Origin of the sequence: Bacillus sp. FF-1 (assembly GCF_028548245.1) — a bacterium.
Taxonomy (GTDB): Bacteria; Bacillota; Bacilli; order Bacillales; family Bacillaceae_G; genus Bacillus_A; species Bacillus_A paranthracis.
On the sequence record NZ_JAQQGG010000002.1, the window covers coordinates 242561 to 261996 of the forward strand.

19 protein-coding genes are annotated in these 19436 nt (G+C 32.0%); 15 read left to right on the plus strand and 4 right to left on the minus strand.

All coding sequences use genetic code 11. The annotated features are described in order from the left end of the window. The first annotated feature begins 9 nt into the window (after positions 1-9). The 5 genes from PQF83_RS06635 to PQF83_RS06655 all read left to right on the plus strand — a co-directional run bounded on the left by PQF83_RS06635 (position 10) and on the right by PQF83_RS06655 (position 5711). Positions 10-1257, plus strand: a complete 1248-nt coding sequence (locus PQF83_RS06635; RefSeq protein ID WP_002163649.1) for an MFS transporter — start codon at positions 10-12, stop codon at positions 1255-1257. A 6-nt stretch (positions 1258-1263) separates the two neighbouring features. Next, positions 1264-3603, plus strand: a complete 2340-nt coding sequence (locus tag PQF83_RS06640; protein WP_002163648.1) for an FtsX-like permease family protein — start codon at positions 1264-1266, stop codon at positions 3601-3603. Positions 3604-3614: 11 nt separating this feature from the next. Then, positions 3615-4376, plus strand: a complete 762-nt coding sequence (locus PQF83_RS06645; protein ID WP_000721687.1) for an ABC transporter ATP-binding protein — start codon at positions 3615-3617, stop codon at positions 4374-4376. A gap of 97 nt (positions 4377-4473) precedes the next feature. Next, positions 4474-5184, plus strand: a complete 711-nt coding sequence (locus PQF83_RS06650; RefSeq protein ID WP_000787480.1) for a class I SAM-dependent methyltransferase — start codon at positions 4474-4476, stop codon at positions 5182-5184. Positions 5185-5303: 119 nt separating this feature from the next. Beyond that, the gene (locus PQF83_RS06655) at positions 5304-5711 is read left to right on the plus strand and encodes a VOC family protein (protein WP_000072485.1); all 408 of its coding nucleotides are present in this window, start codon (positions 5304-5306) and stop codon (positions 5709-5711) included. Positions 5712-6030: 319 nt separating this feature from the next. On the opposite strand, the gene PQF83_RS06665 is transcribed toward PQF83_RS06655, so the two are convergent. Continuing rightward, positions 6031-7716: an alpha-keto acid decarboxylase family protein gene (locus PQF83_RS06665; RefSeq protein WP_033670814.1), complete on the minus strand. Its 1686-nt coding sequence runs from the start codon at positions 7714-7716 to the stop codon at positions 6031-6033. A 96-nt stretch (positions 7717-7812) separates the two neighbouring features. On the opposite strand from PQF83_RS06665, the gene PQF83_RS06670 reads away from it, so the two are divergent. The 5 genes from PQF83_RS06670 to spoIISB (PQF83_RS06690) all read left to right on the plus strand — a co-directional run bounded on the left by PQF83_RS06670 (position 7813) and on the right by spoIISB (PQF83_RS06690) (position 10616). Then, positions 7813-8295 (plus strand): MarR family winged helix-turn-helix transcriptional regulator, encoded by a 483-nt coding sequence (locus PQF83_RS06670; protein ID WP_000191884.1) that lies wholly within the window; start codon positions 7813-7815, stop codon positions 8293-8295. 167 nt (positions 8296-8462) lie between these two features. Continuing rightward, positions 8463-9200, plus strand: coding sequence for a 2,3-diphosphoglycerate-dependent phosphoglycerate mutase (gene gpmA / locus PQF83_RS06675; RefSeq protein WP_000594124.1), 738 nt, complete (start codon positions 8463-8465; stop codon positions 9198-9200). A 188-nt stretch (positions 9201-9388) separates the two neighbouring features. Continuing rightward, the gene (locus PQF83_RS06680) at positions 9389-10126 is read left to right on the plus strand and encodes a type II toxin-antitoxin system SpoIISA family toxin (protein WP_001997496.1); all 738 of its coding nucleotides are present in this window, start codon (positions 9389-9391) and stop codon (positions 10124-10126) included. 112 nt (positions 10127-10238) lie between these two features. Further along, positions 10239-10364: a hypothetical protein gene (locus PQF83_RS06685; protein ID WP_000594783.1), complete on the plus strand. Its 126-nt coding sequence runs from the start codon at positions 10239-10241 to the stop codon at positions 10362-10364. A 75-nt stretch (positions 10365-10439) separates the two neighbouring features. Beyond that, positions 10440-10616, plus strand: coding sequence for a stage II sporulation protein SB (gene spoIISB / locus PQF83_RS06690; RefSeq protein ID WP_000819051.1), 177 nt, complete (start codon positions 10440-10442; stop codon positions 10614-10616). Positions 10617-10659: 43 nt separating this feature from the next. Here the strand turns inward: spoIISB (PQF83_RS06690) and PQF83_RS06695 are convergent, their stop codons facing one another. Then, positions 10660-10935, minus strand: coding sequence for a hypothetical protein (locus tag PQF83_RS06695; protein ID WP_001041552.1), 276 nt, complete (start codon positions 10933-10935; stop codon positions 10660-10662). A 558-nt stretch (positions 10936-11493) separates the two neighbouring features. Here PQF83_RS06695 and spoIISB (PQF83_RS06700) point away from each other — a divergent pair. Further along, positions 11494-11670: a stage II sporulation protein SB gene (spoIISB, locus tag PQF83_RS06700; protein WP_000852621.1), complete on the plus strand. Its 177-nt coding sequence runs from the start codon at positions 11494-11496 to the stop codon at positions 11668-11670. Between the two features lie 23 nt (positions 11671-11693). Here the strand turns inward: spoIISB (PQF83_RS06700) and PQF83_RS06705 are convergent, their stop codons facing one another. Next, the gene (locus PQF83_RS06705) at positions 11694-12083 is read right to left on the minus strand and encodes a YxeA family protein (RefSeq protein WP_000808872.1); all 390 of its coding nucleotides are present in this window, start codon (positions 12081-12083) and stop codon (positions 11694-11696) included. Between the two features lie 215 nt (positions 12084-12298). Between PQF83_RS06705 and pepD the strand changes: the two genes are divergently transcribed. After that, positions 12299-13768, plus strand: coding sequence for a beta-Ala-His dipeptidase (gene pepD, locus PQF83_RS06710; protein WP_000287532.1), 1470 nt, complete (start codon positions 12299-12301; stop codon positions 13766-13768). Positions 13769-14348: 580 nt separating this feature from the next. Here pepD and PQF83_RS06715 read toward each other — a convergent pair. Beyond that, positions 14349-14819: a DUF5065 family protein gene (locus PQF83_RS06715; RefSeq protein WP_000771836.1), complete on the minus strand. Its 471-nt coding sequence runs from the start codon at positions 14817-14819 to the stop codon at positions 14349-14351. A 454-nt stretch (positions 14820-15273) separates the two neighbouring features. On the opposite strand from PQF83_RS06715, the gene PQF83_RS06720 reads away from it, so the two are divergent. From PQF83_RS06720 to PQF83_RS06730, 3 genes are all read left to right on the plus strand, one after another. Beyond that, complete coding sequence (locus PQF83_RS06720) at positions 15274-15933, plus strand: CatB-related O-acetyltransferase (protein WP_000682535.1); 660 nt, start codon at positions 15274-15276, stop codon at positions 15931-15933. Between the two features lie 328 nt (positions 15934-16261). Next, on the plus strand, positions 16262-16882 hold the full coding sequence (locus PQF83_RS06725) for an SGNH/GDSL hydrolase family protein (RefSeq protein WP_001997501.1): 621 nt from the start codon (positions 16262-16264) through the stop codon (positions 16880-16882). Positions 16883-17329: 447 nt separating this feature from the next. Beyond that, positions 17330-19297 (plus strand): penicillin-binding transpeptidase domain-containing protein, encoded by a 1968-nt coding sequence (locus PQF83_RS06730; RefSeq protein ID WP_000737753.1) that lies wholly within the window; start codon positions 17330-17332, stop codon positions 19295-19297. The last annotated feature ends 139 nt before the right edge of the window (positions 19298-19436 follow it).

The window sequence follows — 19436 nt, forward strand, 5'->3', positions numbered from 1 at the left end:
GGTGTGATTATGATGTCTATTAGTATAAAACCTTCGATGAAAGATTTTTATTTAATGGTGATTGGGCAAATTATTACTATTTTAGGTTCAACACTTTTACGTTTTGCTCTGTCATTATATGTACTTGATATAACAGGGCGTGCTGATATATTTGCAGGATTATATGCGGTAACAAGTATTCCGTTTTTGCTAGCTCCTCTTGGTGGAGCGATAGCAGATCGTTTCAATCGCCGTAATGTAATGGTTATTTTTGATTTTATAAATGCTGCGATTGTATTAAGCTTTATAGTTTTGCTATTTACTGGATCTGTATCTATTCTATTGATCGGAACAATTATGTTTTTACTAGCAATCGTTAATGCAATGTACGCACCAGTTGTAATGGCGAGTATTCCGCAATTAGTTCCAGAGAAAAAGTTAGAACAAGCGAACGGTATCGTAAATGGTGTGCAAGCATTATCTAATATAGTTGCTCCTGTATTAGGAGGAATATTGTACGGCATAATTGGTTTGAAAATGCTCGTAATAATAAGTTGCTTTGCTTTCTTTTTATCTGCGATTTTAGAAATGTTTATTACAATACCTTTTATAAAGAGAGTGCAAGAAAGCCATATCATACCGACAATTGTAAAGGATATGAAAGAAGGGTTTATATACGTTTTAAAACAGTCATTTATTTTGAAATCTATGCTTTTAGCCGCATTACTAAATTTAATACTGACGCCGCTATTTGTTGTTGGTGCTCCAATTATTATACGAGTAACAATGGAGAGTAGCCACACGTTATATGGCATTGGAATGGGATTGATCGATTTTGCTACTATAATAGGTGCATTATCAATAGGTTTTTTTGCGAAAAAGCTACAGATGAAAACATTGTATTATTGGATGATTTTAATAGCTCTATTAGTAATACCGATGGCACTATCAGTTACACCAGTTATTCTTAATTTAGGATACTATCCACCATTTATTCTCTTTATACTTTCTTCTATTCTAATTGCAATGATTATGACAATTGTATCCATCTATGTGATTACTGTAGTTCAAAAGAAAACACCAAATGAGAACTTAGGAAAAGTAATGGCAATTATAACAGCGGTATCCCAATGTATGGCACCGATTGGGCAAGTCATTTACGGTTTTATGTTTGAAGAATTCAGCATGAAAATTTATTTACCTATATTAGTTGTTAGTTTCATAATGTTATTAATAGCGGTTGTGACGAAGAAAATACTATCGAATGAAGGGAACTAGCTTAATATGATTAGGAGAATGTTAAAAAGAGATTTCTCTCAAAATAAAATGATAATTACCATTTTATTTATGTTTATCATGTTATCAAGTCTTTTAATGGCTAGTGCTTCAAGTAATGTTATAAATCTATTGAACTCAATGGATCAATTGGTTAAAGTATCAAACGCACCGCACTTCGTACAAATGCATGCCGGAGAAGTAAATCAAAAGTCAATTGATTCCTTTGTAGAAAAAAATCCGTTTGTAAAAAAACAGCAAACGGCTGAGATGGTTCAAATAAATGGATCTAACATTTTTATTAAAAAGAAAAATCAAGCAGAACATAATAGTGTAATGGACATTAGTTTCGTGAAACAAAATAGTAAGTTTGATTTTTTATTAAATTTAAATAATGAAGTGGTCGATGTTAGGAAAGGGGAAATAGGTGTACCCATTTATTATATGCAAAAATATAATTTGCGTATGGGAGATAAAATATGGGTTATTAAAGATAATAATGAACTAGAATTTACGATTTCAGCATTTGTTCGTGATGTTCAAATGAACCCATCAATCGTTAGTTCAAAACGATTTGTAATAAGCAATAAGGATTTTGAAAGAATAAAAAGAAATTTTGGAGAAAGCGAATATCTTATTGAATTCCAGCTAACAGACGAATATAAAATAAATGAATTTGAAAATCTATATAAGTCATCGAACTTACCTCAAAAAGGTCCCTCTATTACGTACTCACTATTTAAAACACTCAATTCATTAACAGACGGAATAATAGCTGCCGTACTTATCATAATAAGTGGATTATTAATGTTAATTGCAATGTTATGTATTAGATTTACGATCATTACTTCGATGGAAGAAGATTATCAAGAAATTGGTGTTATGAAAGCAATTGGGATTCATAACAAAGATATTCAAAAATTATATATAACAAAATATATTGTGATTTCAGCTGGTGGATGTATATGTGGATATATACTCTCACTATTTGTTACAAAAATCTTCACTTCAAATATCACCCTTTATATGGGGGCGGCAAATAAAAGCATTTTACACAATATTGTGCCATTCATAATTACAACATTGTTATTTTTAGTCGTTATCCTGTTCTGTCGTATTATTTTGCGGAATTTTAGGGGAATTACAGCAATAGACGCTTTACAATCAAGAGATAAACTAGGAAAAAGAAAGATTAGAAAATCCTTTTCACTCAAACAAACTAAATTTACAAATGTAAATATATTTATTGGTATACAAGATGTTATAAAAAGATTCAAGTTATATCGTGTGTTAAGTATCGTATTAATAATAGCTGTGTTCATGATTGTTGTACCTGTTAACTTTTTGTATACGATTCAGTCACCGGATTTTGTAAATTATATGGGAACAGGAAAAAGTGATATTCGAATAGATTTACAGCAAACTGAAAATATAGAGAAACGTTTTAAGGGTGTTATTTCATATGTAAAAAATGATAAAGAAGTAGAAAAATATGCAACATTTGTTACGAGTACATTTAAAATGGTAAACGCTGATGGTACACATGAAAACTTAAATGTAGAAATGGGAGACTTCACTAAATTTCCATTAGACTATATCCAAGGTAGGGCACCAAAAAATGAAAATGAAATTTCTCTTTCTTATATGAACGCAAATGAATTAAAAAAGAATGTAGGGGATCATATCGTTTTATTTGTTGATGGGAAAGAGAAAACACTAACGATTAGTGGTATGTATCAAGATGTAACGAATGGTGGGAAAACAGCTAAAGCTAGTTTTTCTAATAATAATGAAAATATATTATGGTATGTAGTAAATGTAGATATGAAGCCTAAAGTGGATTTGCAAGAAAAAGTGAAGGAGTATAAACAAAAATTTAGTTCTGTAAAAATAACAGATACAAATGATTATGTAACGCAAACTTTAGGAGAAACAATTAAACAATTAAGACTCGTGACACAAGTGGCTATTTTGATTGCGATATTGATATCAGTTTTAATTACTGCAATGTTTTTTAAAATGTTATTAGCAAAAGATTCTTCGCAAATTTTAATTATGAAAAATATCGGTTTTTCTAGTAAAGATATTCGTATACAGTATATAACACGTTCTATCTTCATTGTATTATTAGGAATTGTGATAGGGACATGTATAGCTGCTACGTTTGGTGAAATGTTAGTAAGTTGGTTAGGGTCTTTTATGGGAGCTGCTCATATAAAGTTTGTCGTGAATCCTATCGTTTCTTATGTAATATGTCCAGCTATATTATGTATATGTGTGACTGCAACAACGCTTTTCAGTAGTTTTACTATGAAACAAACAAACGATGTAAAGCCAAATGGGGAGTAGGGGTGTATCACTTGAAAAAAATTTTAGAAGTAAAGCAAGTAAACAAAACATATTCAATGGATGGAAATACAAATTATCACGTGTTAAAAAATATAGATTTAGAGATTTATGAGGGAGAATTTGTATCGGTCATGGGGCCTTCTGGTTCTGGGAAATCGACATTACTATATAATATTAGTGGAATGGATCAAATGTCATCAGGAAGTGTAAAAATTGATAGTAAAGAATTATCATGTATGAAAGAAGAAGCGTTAGCGAAATTACGTCTTACTGAAATAGGATTTATTTTTCAGCAGAGCAACCTTCTTAGAAACTTGAACCTATTTGATAATATCATCTTGTCAGCATATTTAGCGAAATGTGAGAGTAAGAAAATAGTAAATAAACGTGCTCTAGAGCTAATGGAGAATATGGGGATAAGTGATATAGCGTCTCATTATATAACCGAAGCATCTGGGGGGCAATTACAAAGAGTCTCTATTTGTAGAGCGCTCATTAATAATCCAAATATTATTTTTGCAGATGAGCCGACTGGTGCTTTAAATTTAAAATCAACAGAAGAAGTAATGCAAATATTATTAAATATTAATCGTGGTGGAACGACCATTATGTTAGTCACTCATGATGTGAAAGTAGCAGCAAAAACAGAAAGAATTCTTTTTATGGCGGACGGAGAAATTGTTAGTGAAATACAGTTAGGTAAGCTTAGGAACGATGATTTAAAAGCGCGAGAAGAGAAGTTGTTAAACTGGTTAGCTGTACTTGGATTTTAAAGAGAAAAACTCCTATTGAATGTAGGAGTTTTTCTTTGTCTTAAAGTTCTAAAAGATATATAATAATTTTCTGAATATTAAAATTGGAGGGGTGCAAATGAAAAATGAAACGTTGCACACGCAAGAAGATATTATTAAAATGCTGGATTCATTATTAAGACCAGCAGAACCATTTTGGAATGAATTTTATGCGAATAGAGAAAAAGATGTTCCGTTTTTTGAAAATGTTCCAGATGAGAATCTAGTTTCGTATATACAAAAAAAGCGGGTTTCAAAAGGAAAAGTACTGGAACTTGGATGTGGTCCGGGTAGAAACGCAATTTATCTAGCAAATGAAGGGTTTGATGTAACAGCAGTAGATTTATCTATAGAAGGCATTAGCTGGGCGAAAGAGAGGGCGTTAGCAAAAGGAGTAGAAATTGAATTTATTTGTGATTCAATTTTCAATTTAGAGGTTCAAAATGAATTTGATTTTGTATACGATTCGGGCTGTTTGCATCATATTCCACCACATAGAAGAGTCAATTATGTGGATTTAATTAAAAACGCATTGAAATCAGGTGGTTATTTCGGATTAACGTGTTTCGCGGCAGGTGATTTAGATGAGCGAAATGGATCAGAAATAACAGATTGGGACGTATATAGAGGATGGAGTTTACAAGGAGGTCTTGCTTATTCGGAAGAAAAACTAAGAGAGATATTTAAAGGATTTGAAGTGATTGAAATTAGAAAGATGGAACAGATTGAACAACCAAATACTATGTTTGGAGAATCATTTCTTTGGACAGCATTATTTAAGAAGAAATAAGAATGTAGATAATTGACAAACTCATCGTTTTTATAGACAATATAATAACGAGAATGTATGTTCGTTTTTGTTAACCGATGTATATTTTGCATAAATACATAACAAGGGGTTGTCTCTAAATGAGTAACACAAATCAAAAAATTACTACGTTTTTAATGTTTGAAGGAAAAGCTGAGGAAGCGATGAATTTTTACACGTCGCTATTTGATCAATCAGAAATTGTAAGTATCTCTCGTTACGATGAAAACGGACCTGGTAAAGAGGGTACTGTCATTCATGCAACGTTTACATTACACGGGCAAGAGTTCATGTGCATAGATAGTTATGTAAATCATAATTTTACATTTACGCCAGCTATGTCTCTTTATGTAACTTGTGATACGGAAGAAGAAATTGAAACAGCTTTTAATAAACTAGCGGAGGATGGAGCAGTACTTATGCCTTTAGGTGCCTATCCGTTTAGCAAAAGATTTGGTTGGTTAAATGATAAGTATGGTGTATCTTGGCAGTTAACACTTGCTGAATAAAAAAGAAAAATTGTAGCTTATTTGTTTAATGGGTTCGGTTAAGAGCTTGAGAAATTAAATAACATTAATAAAGGTATTCCAACTGTCAACAGGTTTGTAATGCCTTTTTATGAGGATGATTTTGGTGGAACAAGGATATTAGATAAGCATATTAAAACATTTATTGCTACAAAAGCTATAAAGTTAAAGGTTGATTAAGAATTTTGACTTGTCACACGAGACGTTAGTCGAAGAAGGTTCTTAAAATAGTATATATAAAAGGAAAAGGGTGGAACTTTCCATCCTTTTCCTTTTATATAATTAGGTTATGCTTTTTATATTAAGAATTTTGTTGGCCGAATCTTTTCCCAAGTTTAGCTAGCAGTTCAGGCTGATCCCCTTGGCTCATTACAACTTCAACAAAGGTAAGTTGATCCTTATCATTACTTATTTTAGTTAAGACTTCTTGTAACTCTATTTCATTTTCCACTTTACATGTTAGGCTTTTTTCTTCTGTTCCGAATACGTTCGCTAGTTTTGTGTAATCCCACATTTGTATGTCATTATACGGTTCGTTTTGACCATGAATTGCACGTTCAACAGTATAACCATTGTTGTTAATTAAAAATATAATTGGGTTTAAATTTTGACGTAGTATAGTTGATAATTCTTGGACAGTTAATTGAAAAGAACCATCACCAATAATTAAAATGTTGCGCCGCGATAAATTAGCGAGCTGTGTACCAAGTAGAGCAGGTAACGTATAGCCGATCGATCCCCATAATGGTTGCGCTACATATGTAGTGTCGTTTGGTAAAGGGATAGCGGCACTACCAAAGAAAGGTGTTCCTTGCTCTGCAAGTAAGACGTCGTTTTCTTGTAAGAAATGGTACATTTGCTGCCAAAAGCGTTTTTGTGTAACCATTTGTAGCTTTGGATTAAACTTTTCAGTAATTAATATTGATTCTGAAATAAATGGCTTAATATCAAGCGTTTCTTCATTTCGATGTTCAATTACATCACTTAACTGTTGTAAAACATCTTTCATTACAACTGGCCCATATTTTTTATCTGTAATTTTCACAGTGTAGGGATGAATTTCAATAACTTGTTCTTTCGTAAAACCTTGTGTGAAGCCACCTGTAATAGTATCAGTTAACTTCACACCAATACTAATAATACAATCAGATTCATCAATTCGTTTACGCAAGTATGGAGAACTTACATCACCAGTATAAATCCCTATAAATTGAGGGTGTTTTTCTGGAAATATTCCTTTTCCCATACTTAACGTTGCAATAGGAAACCCTGTTTTTTCTACAAATTGATATAAATATTCTTTAGCATGAAAACGATCCACTTCAAAATCAGCTAAAATAATAGGTTTCTTTGCGCTATTTATTTTTGAAATGGTATGTAGAAGCATTTTATCCAGTGTTTCTTTATTACTTAAAATCGGTTTATGTAAAATTGGTTCTGTAGGTTTATTAATTGGTTTATTATACACATCAATCGGCAAATTAATATGAACAGGGCGTTTTTCATTCCAACATGCACGTAACACACGGTCAATTTCCTCAGCAGCATGTTCAGGGGTCAAATTTGTTTGTGCAACAGTGATTTCTCGATACATTTTGGAAAAATGATCGAACTTTCCATCACCTAACGTATGATGAACGAGTGCTCCATTTTCCATTACTTTTGTTGTTGGTGTGCCCGTGATTTTTATAACTGGTACGTTTTCGGCATATGAGCCGGCAATGCCGTTTATGGCGCTTAATTCTCCAACGCCAAAGGTGGTAATAAGAGCTCCGATTCCTTTTATGCGAGCGTACCCATCTGCTGCATATGCCGCATTTAATTCATTACAATTGCCAATCCACTCTACATTTTCATGTGCTATTACATCATCTAAAAAAGCCAAATTATAATCACCAGGGACACCAAAAATATGTTCAATTCCTAATTCGCTTAGTCGGTCTAATAAATAAGTACTAACAGTATATTGCGTTTTCAAGTGAATCATCTCCTCATTGTTTTGCTGTCTTGTAATAAACGTAGAGTATGGATTTAAAAATTCATTACGAGAATGTGGTATAATTTACATACAGGGGGAAAGTAGATGACACAACATAAAGAAGAACAGATGAATGAAGCATTAGCCTTATTTTACTTTGCATATAAAACATTTACTGAAAAGCCAGATGAAATTATAAAAGAGTATGGCATACAACGAGTACATCACCGAATTTTATTTTTTATCGCACGCTTTCCAGGTATAAGCGTAAATGAGTTATTATCACTGTTAGAAATAAGTAAACAGGCTCTACACGGACCATTACGACAACTTGTGGAAAAGGGCTTAATTGAGAGTAATGAAGCTATACATGATCGCCGTGTGAAACAGTTATCTTTAACAGAACAAGGTGCCGATTTAGAGAAAAAACTGAGCGATGTACAAAGACAACAAATGGGTGCTATTTTTTCAAAATTTGGTGAATCGTGTGAAGAAAATTGGCATCAAGTTATGAATGAAATGGCACATAGCCGATCAGGTTTTGATGCTTGGATATCGAAAAGGGAAGTTGCAATCGATCAAAAATAAAAAGAAATATATCTGTTTTTATAGTTTGAAAAAGAACAAATTTTATCCATACATTTGGCAACTATGATTTGGTCATAGAGTGAATGGATAAAAAGATACATTACTAGATACTTTATACGTGTACGCAATGGAACAATAAAATTCACATTTCCGAAAGGGGAATTATTATGATAAAACTTGTACTTATTCGTCACGGACAGAGTTTATGGAATCTTGAAAATCGCTTTACTGGATGGACAGATGTAGATTTATCAGAGAAAGGATTAAGTGAAGCGAGAGAAGCAGGAGCGATATTAAAGAAAAACGGATATACTTTTGATGTAGCTTATACATCTGTATTAAAACGAGCAATTCGGACGTTATGGATTGTACTTCATGAGATGGATCTTACCTGGGTGCCAGTACATAAATGTTGGAAGCTAAATGAAAGACATTATGGTGCATTGCAAGGTTTGAATAAAGATGAAACCGCGCAAAAATATGGTGAGGAGCAAGTTCATATTTGGAGAAGAAGTATTGATGTAAGACCACCTGCTCTTACTGAGGATGATCCCAGGTATGAAATGAATGATCCAAGATATAAAGCACTGAAAAAAGGTGAGTTTCCATTGACAGAATGTTTAGTGGATACGGAGAAAAGAGTACTTGCTTATTGGCATTCAGAAATTGCGCCGAAATTAAAGAATGGTAACAAAGTAATCATTTCATCACATGGTAACACAATTCGCTCGCTAGTAAAATATTTAGATAATCTTTCAAGCGATGGTGTCGTTTCATTAAATATTCCAACGAGCATACCACTCGTGTATGAATTAGACGATGATTTACGTCCAATTCGTCATTATTACTTAAGTATGGATGGAGAAGTACCTGAAGGGGAAATTCCGAAACATATTTCTTTTTAACATGAAAATTTGAAACACATGCTTGTCTACATATACAATGTAGATTCAAGATAAAAGACGTGGTACCTTCTAATGTATATGCGATGTAACTAAATTTAGAAGCTTGTCCACGTCTTTTGTCATAAAGAGAGTTGCTTGTGCATGTAATGATATCGTGAGTAGTTTTTGAATGGAGGGTGATGTCATTGGTGATCTCTAACATTCGAATCGGCTTATTTATTTTAGCAATCGTTTTTCTAGTACTTGTTTTCTTTTATTGGAAAAACGAAGAGTTGTACGAGGAGAAGAAGCAACGTATTAGAAAGACTTGGTATGGGTTGTTTATAATATCAGTCACCGTGTATTTCATGATAAAAGGAATTGATTTAACCCTCTGGAAAAATCTTTTAATGTTCACTGCAATGGTTATTTTCGTTGATATTGCATTTATTTTAACACCTAATATTTCAGAAATATGGGGAGCGAAATTTAGCGATATCGGCAAGACGGTTCAATCGATAAAACGGTCATTAATTGCTTCTAAAGCAAGGGGAGAAATATACACAACAATCATTCAAAATGTCAATCCAGCAGTGTTCGGTACGATGGAATGGCATACGGAGGAAGAATACACAAAAAGCTTAAACGCATTTTTAGATTCGTATGGGGAAAAGATTGGAGCAAAAATTGTTGTATTTGAAGCGGCAAAGGAATTAAATACAAACTTTCGTGGTATCCGTTCTCAATTTAGTACTATGATTCCGTTAGAGTACATTGAGCAATTGAATGAGCAGAGAGCAGTACAAGTAGAAAATGTCGGAATTATACCAGCAAAAATAGTGAGTGATGTTTTCATTGTTATTGATGGAAAGAAAAATAACCTGCAAGATCGAGATTTTGAAAATGTATATAATTTAACAATACATCATAGTTATTTTAGTAAATAAGGACAGGAATTTTTTCTGTCCTTTTTACTTATACATAAAGGTAAATCGAATTTAGACAAACCTGTATAAAATCGGACAATCATTCCTACACTAGCACGTAGAGGTGATTGTAGTGATAAAAAATAGTGACAATGATTTTTTTAAAGAAGACAATGAAGATACAACGGATTTCTCGTTAATTAAAGGGGATACGATGCAGCAAGTAGAAGAGTTAGAAGAAGAATTGAAAAGAAAATGATACATGTACAAGCTGTCTGCATTTGCTATATAATATAAATAAAAGGTTGTATCCTTTTGAAAAAGGGGAGAAGAGATGGCTGAATTAAATGTACAAAAATCTTCGTTTTTTAAAGAAAAAAAAGAAGAACTAAATACAGATTTCTCTCTTGTGAAAGGTGCATTGACTCAAAATGTAGATCGATTAGAAAAATTTGTAGAGGCAATTCCATATAAGTATATAAAAGAGGGTAATGTAAAAGAGAATGCGTAAAAACATTCTCTTTTACATTACCTCTTTATGATTTGTTTATGCGTTATTTCTTTTTTTGTTTAAAAATGACTTTATACATATAATACCCAAGGGCTGCAAAAATGAATCCAATAACAGCACCAACTATTTCTTTCATAAACAATAAGTATAACGAAGCAATAATTAGTGTAAATAAGATTAAAATTAATACATACTTTGAAATAAATTCTAACCCTTTGTACACTAGTAGAATGACACCTGAAAGAACAGTGATGATAGGTAATATCCTATTTTCGAAAAAACCTTCCTTTTTTTTGCTAGAATGCTGTTGTTTATTCAATATAAATATACTCCCGTCTTAAAGGATTAATGTTTTATTAGTTTTGCTATTTCATTTTCGAAAAGATTTTTGGTTAAATAGGTTATATCAAAGGAATCATTTATTATATTTCGAGTTAATAGCCATTGGGTGTTTGTTGATTCAATAACAAAGAATCCATTGTTAGAAATAACCTCATTCTTTTCTGTTGTATCTAGACGTATAATAGTGTAAATAGACTGTGTTGTTTTTAAATCCATTATGTGTGAAAAATTATTTTAATCAAAAATATATTAGATTATAATTACAATAAAATCTACTTTTTTATAATATCAAATATTATTATTAAATAGTAGATTAATATTGGTAATTTTATGATAATTAACAAAAATGAAAAAGAGAGAATGCCAGGTAGGAGTTGAAGATACAACAGATTTCTCGTTAATAAAAGGAGATACATTACAGCAAGTAGAAGAATTAGAAGATGAATTAAAAAGAAAATGATACTTGTACATGCTGTTTACATTTGCGATATAATATAAATAGAAGGTTGTATATTTTTGAAGAGGGGGAGAAGAGATGGCTGAAGTAAATGTACAAAAGTCTTCGTTTTTTAAAGAAAAAAAAGAAGAACCAAATACAGATTTCTCTCTTGTGAAAGGTGCGTTAACGGAAAATATAAATCGGTTAGAGAAACTGATGAATAATAGCAGTTCAAAATATATACGAGTGACAAAAACAAAAGAAAATGCATAGAGCATTTTCTTTTGTTTTTTATTTTATTTAATAGTAAACTTATCTTTTACTTTTTCAGGTAAATCTGCTTTCTGGATCTCTTCATAGGACTTTACTTCAATTGATGATATTTCCTTTTTATTATTATCATCTTGATCTACATAAAGGCGTAAAAACGCGTCTTCTTTTAGCTTTTGGTCGTTTTCTTTTTTCGTACTTCTAAATGTAATTTGTTTTTTGACGCCATCTTCATCATATGCGGGCAACGTATAGTTTCGTAAGTTTCTATCTTCTACTTTTTCGGTATCTCCTTCGCCTTTAATCTGCACGTAATATACATCTTTACCAATTCGATTTAGTGATGCTCTCTCACAGCCAATAGTAAAACTAGAAAATAATAAACATAGTGTAATAATTGCTACAAACTGTTTCATTTTCTTTATCTCCTTCAATTTGTTTCTTTACACAGTATATGATTATTGTGAAATGAGAAAAATCGATATAGATTACAACATCCTTACAATGTTGTAATAGTGTTGTACATAAAATGAACATCAAATTAAAAGTTAAAAGAAAAGTAAAATTATGAATCATGGTATAATGATAAAAGACTTACATATTATTTTGTTATTTTGAGAGGAGCTTAAAAATGTATTCTACTTTAGAACAATTAACAAAGCACCCTGTATTTTATCATTTTGCAGAAATTTCAAAGATTCCTAGAGGATCAGGTAATGAAAAGGAAATTAGTGATTTTTTAGTTGGCTTTGCGAAAGAGCGTAATTTAGAAGTGATTCAAGATGAAGCATTAAATGTCATTATTAAAAAAGAAGCAACTGCTGGTTATGAAAATGTACCAGCTATTATCATTCAAGGGCATATGGATATGGTATGTGAAAAAAATCAAGCAACCGTACATGATTTTGAAAAAGATCCAATTAAATTAAGAATTATCGGGGACATGTTATATGCAAATCAAACGACTTTAGGAGCTGATAATGGTATTGCAGTTGCATATGCATTAGCTTTATTAGATTCAAAAGATATTCCGCATCCAGCACTAGAAGTAGTTATTACTACTGAAGAAGAAACGACAATGGGCGGAGCTTTCGCTGTTGATTCAAATCATTTTGAAGGAAAGATTTTTATTAATATTGATTCTGAAGAAGATCATAAATTGCTTGTAAGTAGCGCAGGTGGTGCAAAAGCTGTTGAAACGATTCCAGTAATTTGGGATGAAGCACCAGCGAATATGGATGCATACCGTCTATATGTCGGTGGTCTAAAAGGCGGACATTCTGGTATGGAAATTGATAAACAACGCGGTAATGCGAACAAAGTATTAGGACGAGTATTACATGATTTATCAGTAAATATTCAATTTGATATAAGTGAAGTTCACGGTGGATTAAAAACGAATGCAATTCCGCGTGAAAGTATAGCTACAATCGTATTACGTACAGAAGATGTAGAGAAAGTAGAAGAAAAACTAGAATCATGGACACGAGTATTACAAGAAGAAATGCGTGCTGTTGATCCAGATGTTCATGTTACACTTACAAAATTAGATGAGAAAGTAGAAAAAGTATTTGCTAAAGAAACACAAAAGCAACTTATTTCATCATTATTCTTAATTCCGAACGGCATTCAAAGTATGAGCATGGATATTAAAGGTCTAGTAGAAAGCTCAACAAATTTAGGTGTTATTGAAACGTTGCAAGATGAAATTAAATTACGTAACGAAGTGAGAAGTTCTGTAAATAGTTTAAAACAACATATTGCAGATGAGATTAAATGTATTGCCGAATTAGTTGGTGCAACATTTGAAATCGAGTCAGAGTATCCAGAATGGCCATACAATCCGAATTCACAAATTCGTAATTTATTTGAAAAAGTGCATCAAGAAAAATACAATAAAGATGTTGAAATCTTCGCTGTACATGCAGGGATTGAATGCAGTGTATTCGTTCAAAAGATGCCTGAATTAGATGCAATTTCATTCGGTCCAGATATATTCAATGTTCACACTCCAGATGAACATATTAGTATTTCTTCTGTTGTGAATAACTGGGGATTCTTCGTTGATGTAATGAAGGGTACGAAAGAATTAGCTAAGTAATAATGATGAAATGAAAAGTAGCCTATAAAATTTTATAGGCTACTTTTTTGTATAGAGTTTTATTAGAAATTCGTTTTTACGTAAGTATTTCATTTTTGCTTTAATTTCTAGAGGAGATTGTACCAAAAATTGCTCCGGATATTGCCCCTATTAAAGTCATGAAAATTGCACACCACGCTGCAAATGACATTATTACACCTCCAAATAATACATTATTGTTTCTTAAGTTTTTTAATAGAAATGATGATTGAAACAACTACTAAGAAAATAAGAGGAGACCAAGAGAAGAAAGACATATAGCATTATCCCTTCGATATTTATATAAAATAATTATCGCATATTTATAAATCGAACATGTGGAATATGCAATATTGCATATTGAATGGTAGAACTTAAAGAAGTGGAAACAGTTATTGAGTAAAAATGATAATTTATAAAGAAAGTAAGGATTTTTTCTAATTTTAAAAAGGGCAAACAACCAAAATCTCCTCAATCTTATATAAGGTAGAGGAGATTTTAAAATGGTTTTTGTTTAAGAAAATAGTATCCAATATTTAGTTGCTGGTGAGATAAACATAAATTATTTTGAGATTTTAAAGCTGCCTCCATAATAATAATTTTCTCCAAGTTTCATAACGGCTACATATGTTCCCGGATTATAAGCCTTAGTAATAGGCGTTACAAATCTACCATAATTATGTTTTAAACCCGAGTCATAAATGGTTTTATATCTATGCAAGTTTATTTCATCATTTTCATTTCCACTCAATTGATATATTTTTACAATACCGGTATCCTTACCACCAGTATATATAGTAACATCGAATGTATCTCCATGCTTTAAGTCACCAACTGCTAACTCTTCTATAAAGTCTGCATTATGATGTAATAAAAAATAGTTTTGCCACCGCCAAGTATCTAAAAATCGTGATTCTTTTTGTGTAGGTTGCGATTCAGCAGACGCAGGTGGGAGTGTAGCAATTGTATTCGAAAATAAAAATCCTCCAACAGTCAATGCACCAATAATTGTTGCTTGCCTTAAAAGTTTCATCCTCTAAACCTCCTATTTACTTAAGGATTCAGAAATCGTTTTTATGAAAAACTAGCTGTGAAATCTAATGGATGATAATATCTTCTATAATTATATTAACATTTATTGATTTATCAGACAAATTGATAAATAATAAAACTATATCGAGGGAGTTAAGGCTAATATAAGAAATAAGTTAGTTGTATAGCTAAAATATCTTTATTATATATAATTGGGATTTTTTATTTGAAAACTCGATTGTTTTAATGTTGAAATTTCAACTCACACTTTAAGGTTTAGTACATAATTTTACAATTTGACTTATGTAATTTATCACGTTATGATTTTTTTATTATAAAAGAAAGGCTTGAATATAATGATTCGTCGTTTGAAAAAGCTAAAAAATGTAGCAGTCGTAGTAAGCTTCTAAGTAAATTGCAGAAATCTACACTACTTAGAAGCGAGGAATAAAGTTATGAAGCATCCATTATTTAATCATTGGTCGGAAACAAAGTATATAAAAGATATAGTAACAAATCCACTCATTGAAGTAGGAGAGTACTCCTATTATTCAGGTTATTATGATCATCAAAATTTTGAAGATGGCTGTGTAAGGTATTTGTGGGGGGATGCTAAGTCCCGAGCACTTTTCAATCCAATTGAACAGATGGGATGGCATCTTGATAAACTCATTATTGGGAATTATGTTTGTATTGCCAGCGGAGTAGTCATTTTAATGGGTGGTAATCACAATCATCACTCAGAATGGATTACAGTATATCCATTCGTTGAGAAAATTGAACATTCATATGAACCGAAGGGCGATACAATTATAAAAAGTGATGCCTGGATTGGAATGAATGCTATTATTATGCCTGGCGTTACAATCGGTGAAGGTGCAATCGTTGCAGCAGGATCTGTTGTAAGTAAAAATGTTCCGCCATATACAATAGTCGGTGGAAATCCTGCTAAGGAAATAAAGAAACGATTCACTGATGCTGAAATAAATATGCTAATGGAAATGCGTTGGTTTGATTGGGATAGAGAATTAGTTGAGAAGGCAATGTCTATATTATCTAGTTCATCTATTAAATTATTATATGATTTTTATAACAAAGAAGTAAAACCTAGATAGATCTGTTAGGAAAACTACGTCCGATATAGGATGTAGTTTTTTGTAGTAAAAAATTAATAGTTTTGATTATGAAAAGTTTATCCCACATTAATGGATATCCTGATAGGTAAGGGCTAATAATCAGTTGGGAAGGAATGCAACCTCGATTGATTAAAGTTTCACTTTATATTTGGTATGAGTATAGTAAGTAGGTTTTCATGTTTTGTTCATGTGAAATATTTTTATCTATTTATCCTTTTCTATTTTAAAAATCTCCTATGGAATTTAATTGAAATCGAAAACCATTTAGAAATAACAATTACGTTGTGAGCTATTGTATAGTATAAATATGGTTCATAATAAAGGGGGAATACATATGTGGAAGCGATTTGTAGCGATTGGTGATAGTTTTACAGAGGGGATAGGGGATGAAATTGAGGGAATTACATTAAAAAGTTGGGTAGATCATTTTGTTCAACTGTGTGTAAACGATATAGAATATGCCAATTTTGCAAAGCGCGGGTTAGTAACGAAAGAAATTCGCTCACAGCAATTGGAAAAAGCATTAGCTTTTAAACCAGATTTGGTTAGTCTAATTGCGGGTGCAAACGATGTATTAAAAGGACGTTGGAACCTTCAAACATATAAGAACGATATGGAATTTATGATAGATAAATTAAGTAAAACAGGTGCCGATATTATGATAGCAAATCTTCCAGATTTTACAGTAAGGCTTCCTCTTGCTTCTGAAAAAAAACGAGTAATAAAAGAACAATTATTAGAGGCAAATGATGTTATACGTTCACTGAGTAGAGAGTATAAGCTTCATCATGTTGACTTTTGGAGTCATCCGTTAGTTAATGACAATACGCTTTGGTCTACAGATTTCATTCATCCAAATTCAAAAGGGTATGTAAAAGTTGCTGAATTGATTTTTAATAGTTTGCCTGTACATGACTCTTCTAAATAAGCTTTAGAATGAGCTAAACCCTTGTCGCAAACAGCGCAGGGGTTTTTTGAAACGAAAAGAAGTATATAGGGTGCCTATAAATTATACTTTAAGTAATTCTTTTATTGTTTATATTTTTGATATTTTCTGTTGCAGAACCCTTAGTATAAGGGTTCTTTTTTTATCAAATATATACAAAAAAAGTAGAATTGGAGAACCCGAACTAAGAGATATTTTAAATGAAATTTTTAAAACAATACTCATAATAAAGTTCATTAATTATATCCGCTTCTACTGCTTGTATGAGCTTAAAAACTTCTCTCTTCTAATCCAACTTAACCATAAATTAAATTTTTAGTGTAGATATGGAACAATTTCATTACTTACATTGTCAATTAAGCGTTAAAACATTTTTCATTTTATATATAAAGAAAGAAAAAACATTTTTAACTAAGGGAGAAGATTGAATTGAAAAAATTATGGATGCTGCTTTTCATTTGTTTTGCAGTGATGTTGGTAGGATGTAATAAAAACGAATCGCCAAAACAAGCATTTGAAGAATATATAAATTTATGGAATGATAGAAAATTTGCAAATATGTATGATGATTTATCAGAACATGCTCAAAAAACAATTTCTAAAAAGGAATTCACAGAGAAATACCAAAAAATTTATGAAGGTATTGGCGTTAAGAATTTAAAAGTTAAAACGAAAGGAGAGAATATGAAAAATAAAGAACTTTTTCTTTTTGAAGTTAAGATGGATACGGATGGAGGACCAGCTTCATTTATCCATGAAGCAAAACTCGTGAAAGAAAAGGAATCTTGGAAAATAGATTGGACACCAGATTTCATTTTTCCAGGTATGAAAAAAGATTATAAAGTACGTATGCAAACAGAACAAGGAAAACGCGGGGAAATATACGATCGAAATGGGAAAGGTCTAGCAACGAATGGTAAAGCGACTGAGGTTGGAATTATTCCAGAGAAACTAGGCGAAACGGCGGCGCAAACAAAAGAAATAGTAGCAAAGTTACTGGACATGTCTATAGAAGAGGTCGATCAGAAGCTTACAGCGAAATGGATAAAACCAAATTCCTTTGTACCAATAGGCATTTTAAAAGAAGGAACTAGACAGAATGATTATATTGAATTAGAAGGAGTTTCATCTCGCCCAGTCAATATTCGGACGTATCCATTAGGAGAAGCAGCGGCACACTTAACAGGATATATAGGAAAGGTGAATGCAGAGGAGTTAAAATCGCTTCAAAAAAGAGGTTATCAAGCTGATGATTTCATAGGTAAGACAGGTCTAGAAAAAGTACTGGAGAAAAAATTACGTGGTGAAAAGGGTGGACGCGTATTTATAGAAGATGAGAATGGGAAAGAGATGAAAAACGTAGCAAAAAAAGAAGCGAAGACAGGGGAAAATGTTACGTTAACAATTGATGCTGCAATTCAAGAAAAAATCTTTAATGAGATGAGAAATGAAGCAGGATCTAGTGCAGCAATCAATCCTAAAACGGGTGAAACAATCGCACTTGTAAGTAGCCCTGCTTATAATCCAAATATAATAGTTAGAGGAACCTCAAAAGCCCAAAGAGAAGCGTGGACTAACGACGCGAAACTACCAATGATGAATCGCTTCACACAAGCATTTGTACCAGGTTCCGTATTTAAAACGATTACAGGTGCAATTGGTTTGGAAACAAACGTAATAAATCCTAAGGAAGAATTTAATATTCAAGGATTGAATTGGACAAAAGATTCATCTTGGGGAAATTATTATGTAACACGTGTGAAGGATACAAATCCAATTGATTTTGACAAGGCAATGAAGTACTCTGATAATATTTATTTTGCTCAACAAGCTTTGAAAATAGGAAAAACTCAGTATGTAAATGAACTGAAGAAATATGGTTTTCATGAAAAGTTACCAATTGAATATGAATTTCCTATTTCAATTATTGCAAGGGATGGGATAAAAAATGATATTCAACTAGCAGACACGGGATACGGACAAGGACAAGTATTAATGACACCACTTCATTTAGCATTAACATATGCACCGATTGTGAATGAAGGGAATATTCCGTCACCCCATCTTTTAAAAGAAGAAAAAGTAGCGGGGAATTGGAAAGAAAATGTGGTTTCTAAAAAGAGTCAAGAGATATTAAAGAGTGCATTAATCAAAGTCATTAATGAACCTGATGGCGCAGGGAGAATTGCAAAGGTTGATGGTGTAACGCTTGCTGGTAAAACCGGTACAGCAGAACTGAAAGAGTCGAAAGAAGCAGACGGAAAAGAACTTGGATGGTTCGCAGCTTTCGATGCAAATGCGCCAGACATGATTGTTACCATGATGATTGAAGATGTAAAAGGAAGAGGAGGAAGTAACGTTCCAGGTGAAAAAGTAAAACATGTTTTTCAGAAATAATACTTAATTATAAAGTAAATTCTTTTACTACATTCATTGTTTGCTTAACTCAAATGTATAAATTGAGAAAAAAATGAAGAATTAAGTTTCGAAAAAGCATTCTTCCTAATTGAGAATGCTTTTTCTATTTTGTTGTAGT

What these genes read in the sequence shown, in the direction of transcription:
- PQF83_RS06635 (WP_002163649.1), top strand. Translation starts at nt 10, where the DNA reads ATGATGTCTATTAGTATAAAACCTTCGATGAAAGATTTTTATTTAATG.
- PQF83_RS06640 (WP_002163648.1), top strand. Translation starts at nt 1,264, where the DNA reads ATGATTAGGAGAATGTTAAAAAGAGATTTCTCTCAAAATAAAATGATA.
- PQF83_RS06650 (WP_000787480.1), top strand. Translation starts at nt 4,474, where the DNA reads ATGAAAAATGAAACGTTGCACACGCAAGAAGATATTATTAAAATGCTG.
- PQF83_RS06655 (WP_000072485.1), top strand. Translation starts at nt 5,304, where the DNA reads ATGAGTAACACAAATCAAAAAATTACTACGTTTTTAATGTTTGAAGGA.
- PQF83_RS06665 (WP_033670814.1), bottom strand. Translation starts at nt 7,716, where the DNA reads ATGATTCACTTGAAAACGCAATATACTGTTAGTACTTATTTATTAGAC.
- PQF83_RS06670 (WP_000191884.1), top strand. Translation starts at nt 7,813, where the DNA reads ATGACACAACATAAAGAAGAACAGATGAATGAAGCATTAGCCTTATTT.
- gpmA (WP_000594124.1), top strand. Translation starts at nt 8,463, where the DNA reads ATGATAAAACTTGTACTTATTCGTCACGGACAGAGTTTATGGAATCTT.
- spoIISB (WP_000819051.1), top strand. Translation starts at nt 10,440, where the DNA reads ATGGCTGAATTAAATGTACAAAAATCTTCGTTTTTTAAAGAAAAAAAA.
- spoIISB (WP_000852621.1), top strand. Translation starts at nt 11,494, where the DNA reads ATGGCTGAAGTAAATGTACAAAAGTCTTCGTTTTTTAAAGAAAAAAAA.
- PQF83_RS06705 (WP_000808872.1), bottom strand. Translation starts at nt 12,083, where the DNA reads ATGAAACAGTTTGTAGCAATTATTACACTATGTTTATTATTTTCTAGT.
- pepD (WP_000287532.1), top strand. Translation starts at nt 12,299, where the DNA reads ATGTATTCTACTTTAGAACAATTAACAAAGCACCCTGTATTTTATCAT.
- PQF83_RS06715 (WP_000771836.1), bottom strand. Translation starts at nt 14,819, where the DNA reads ATGAAACTTTTAAGGCAAGCAACAATTATTGGTGCATTGACTGTTGGA.
- PQF83_RS06720 (WP_000682535.1), top strand. Translation starts at nt 15,274, where the DNA reads ATGAAGCATCCATTATTTAATCATTGGTCGGAAACAAAGTATATAAAA.
- PQF83_RS06725 (WP_001997501.1), top strand. Translation starts at nt 16,262, where the DNA reads ATGGTTCATAATAAAGGGGGAATACATATGTGGAAGCGATTTGTAGCG.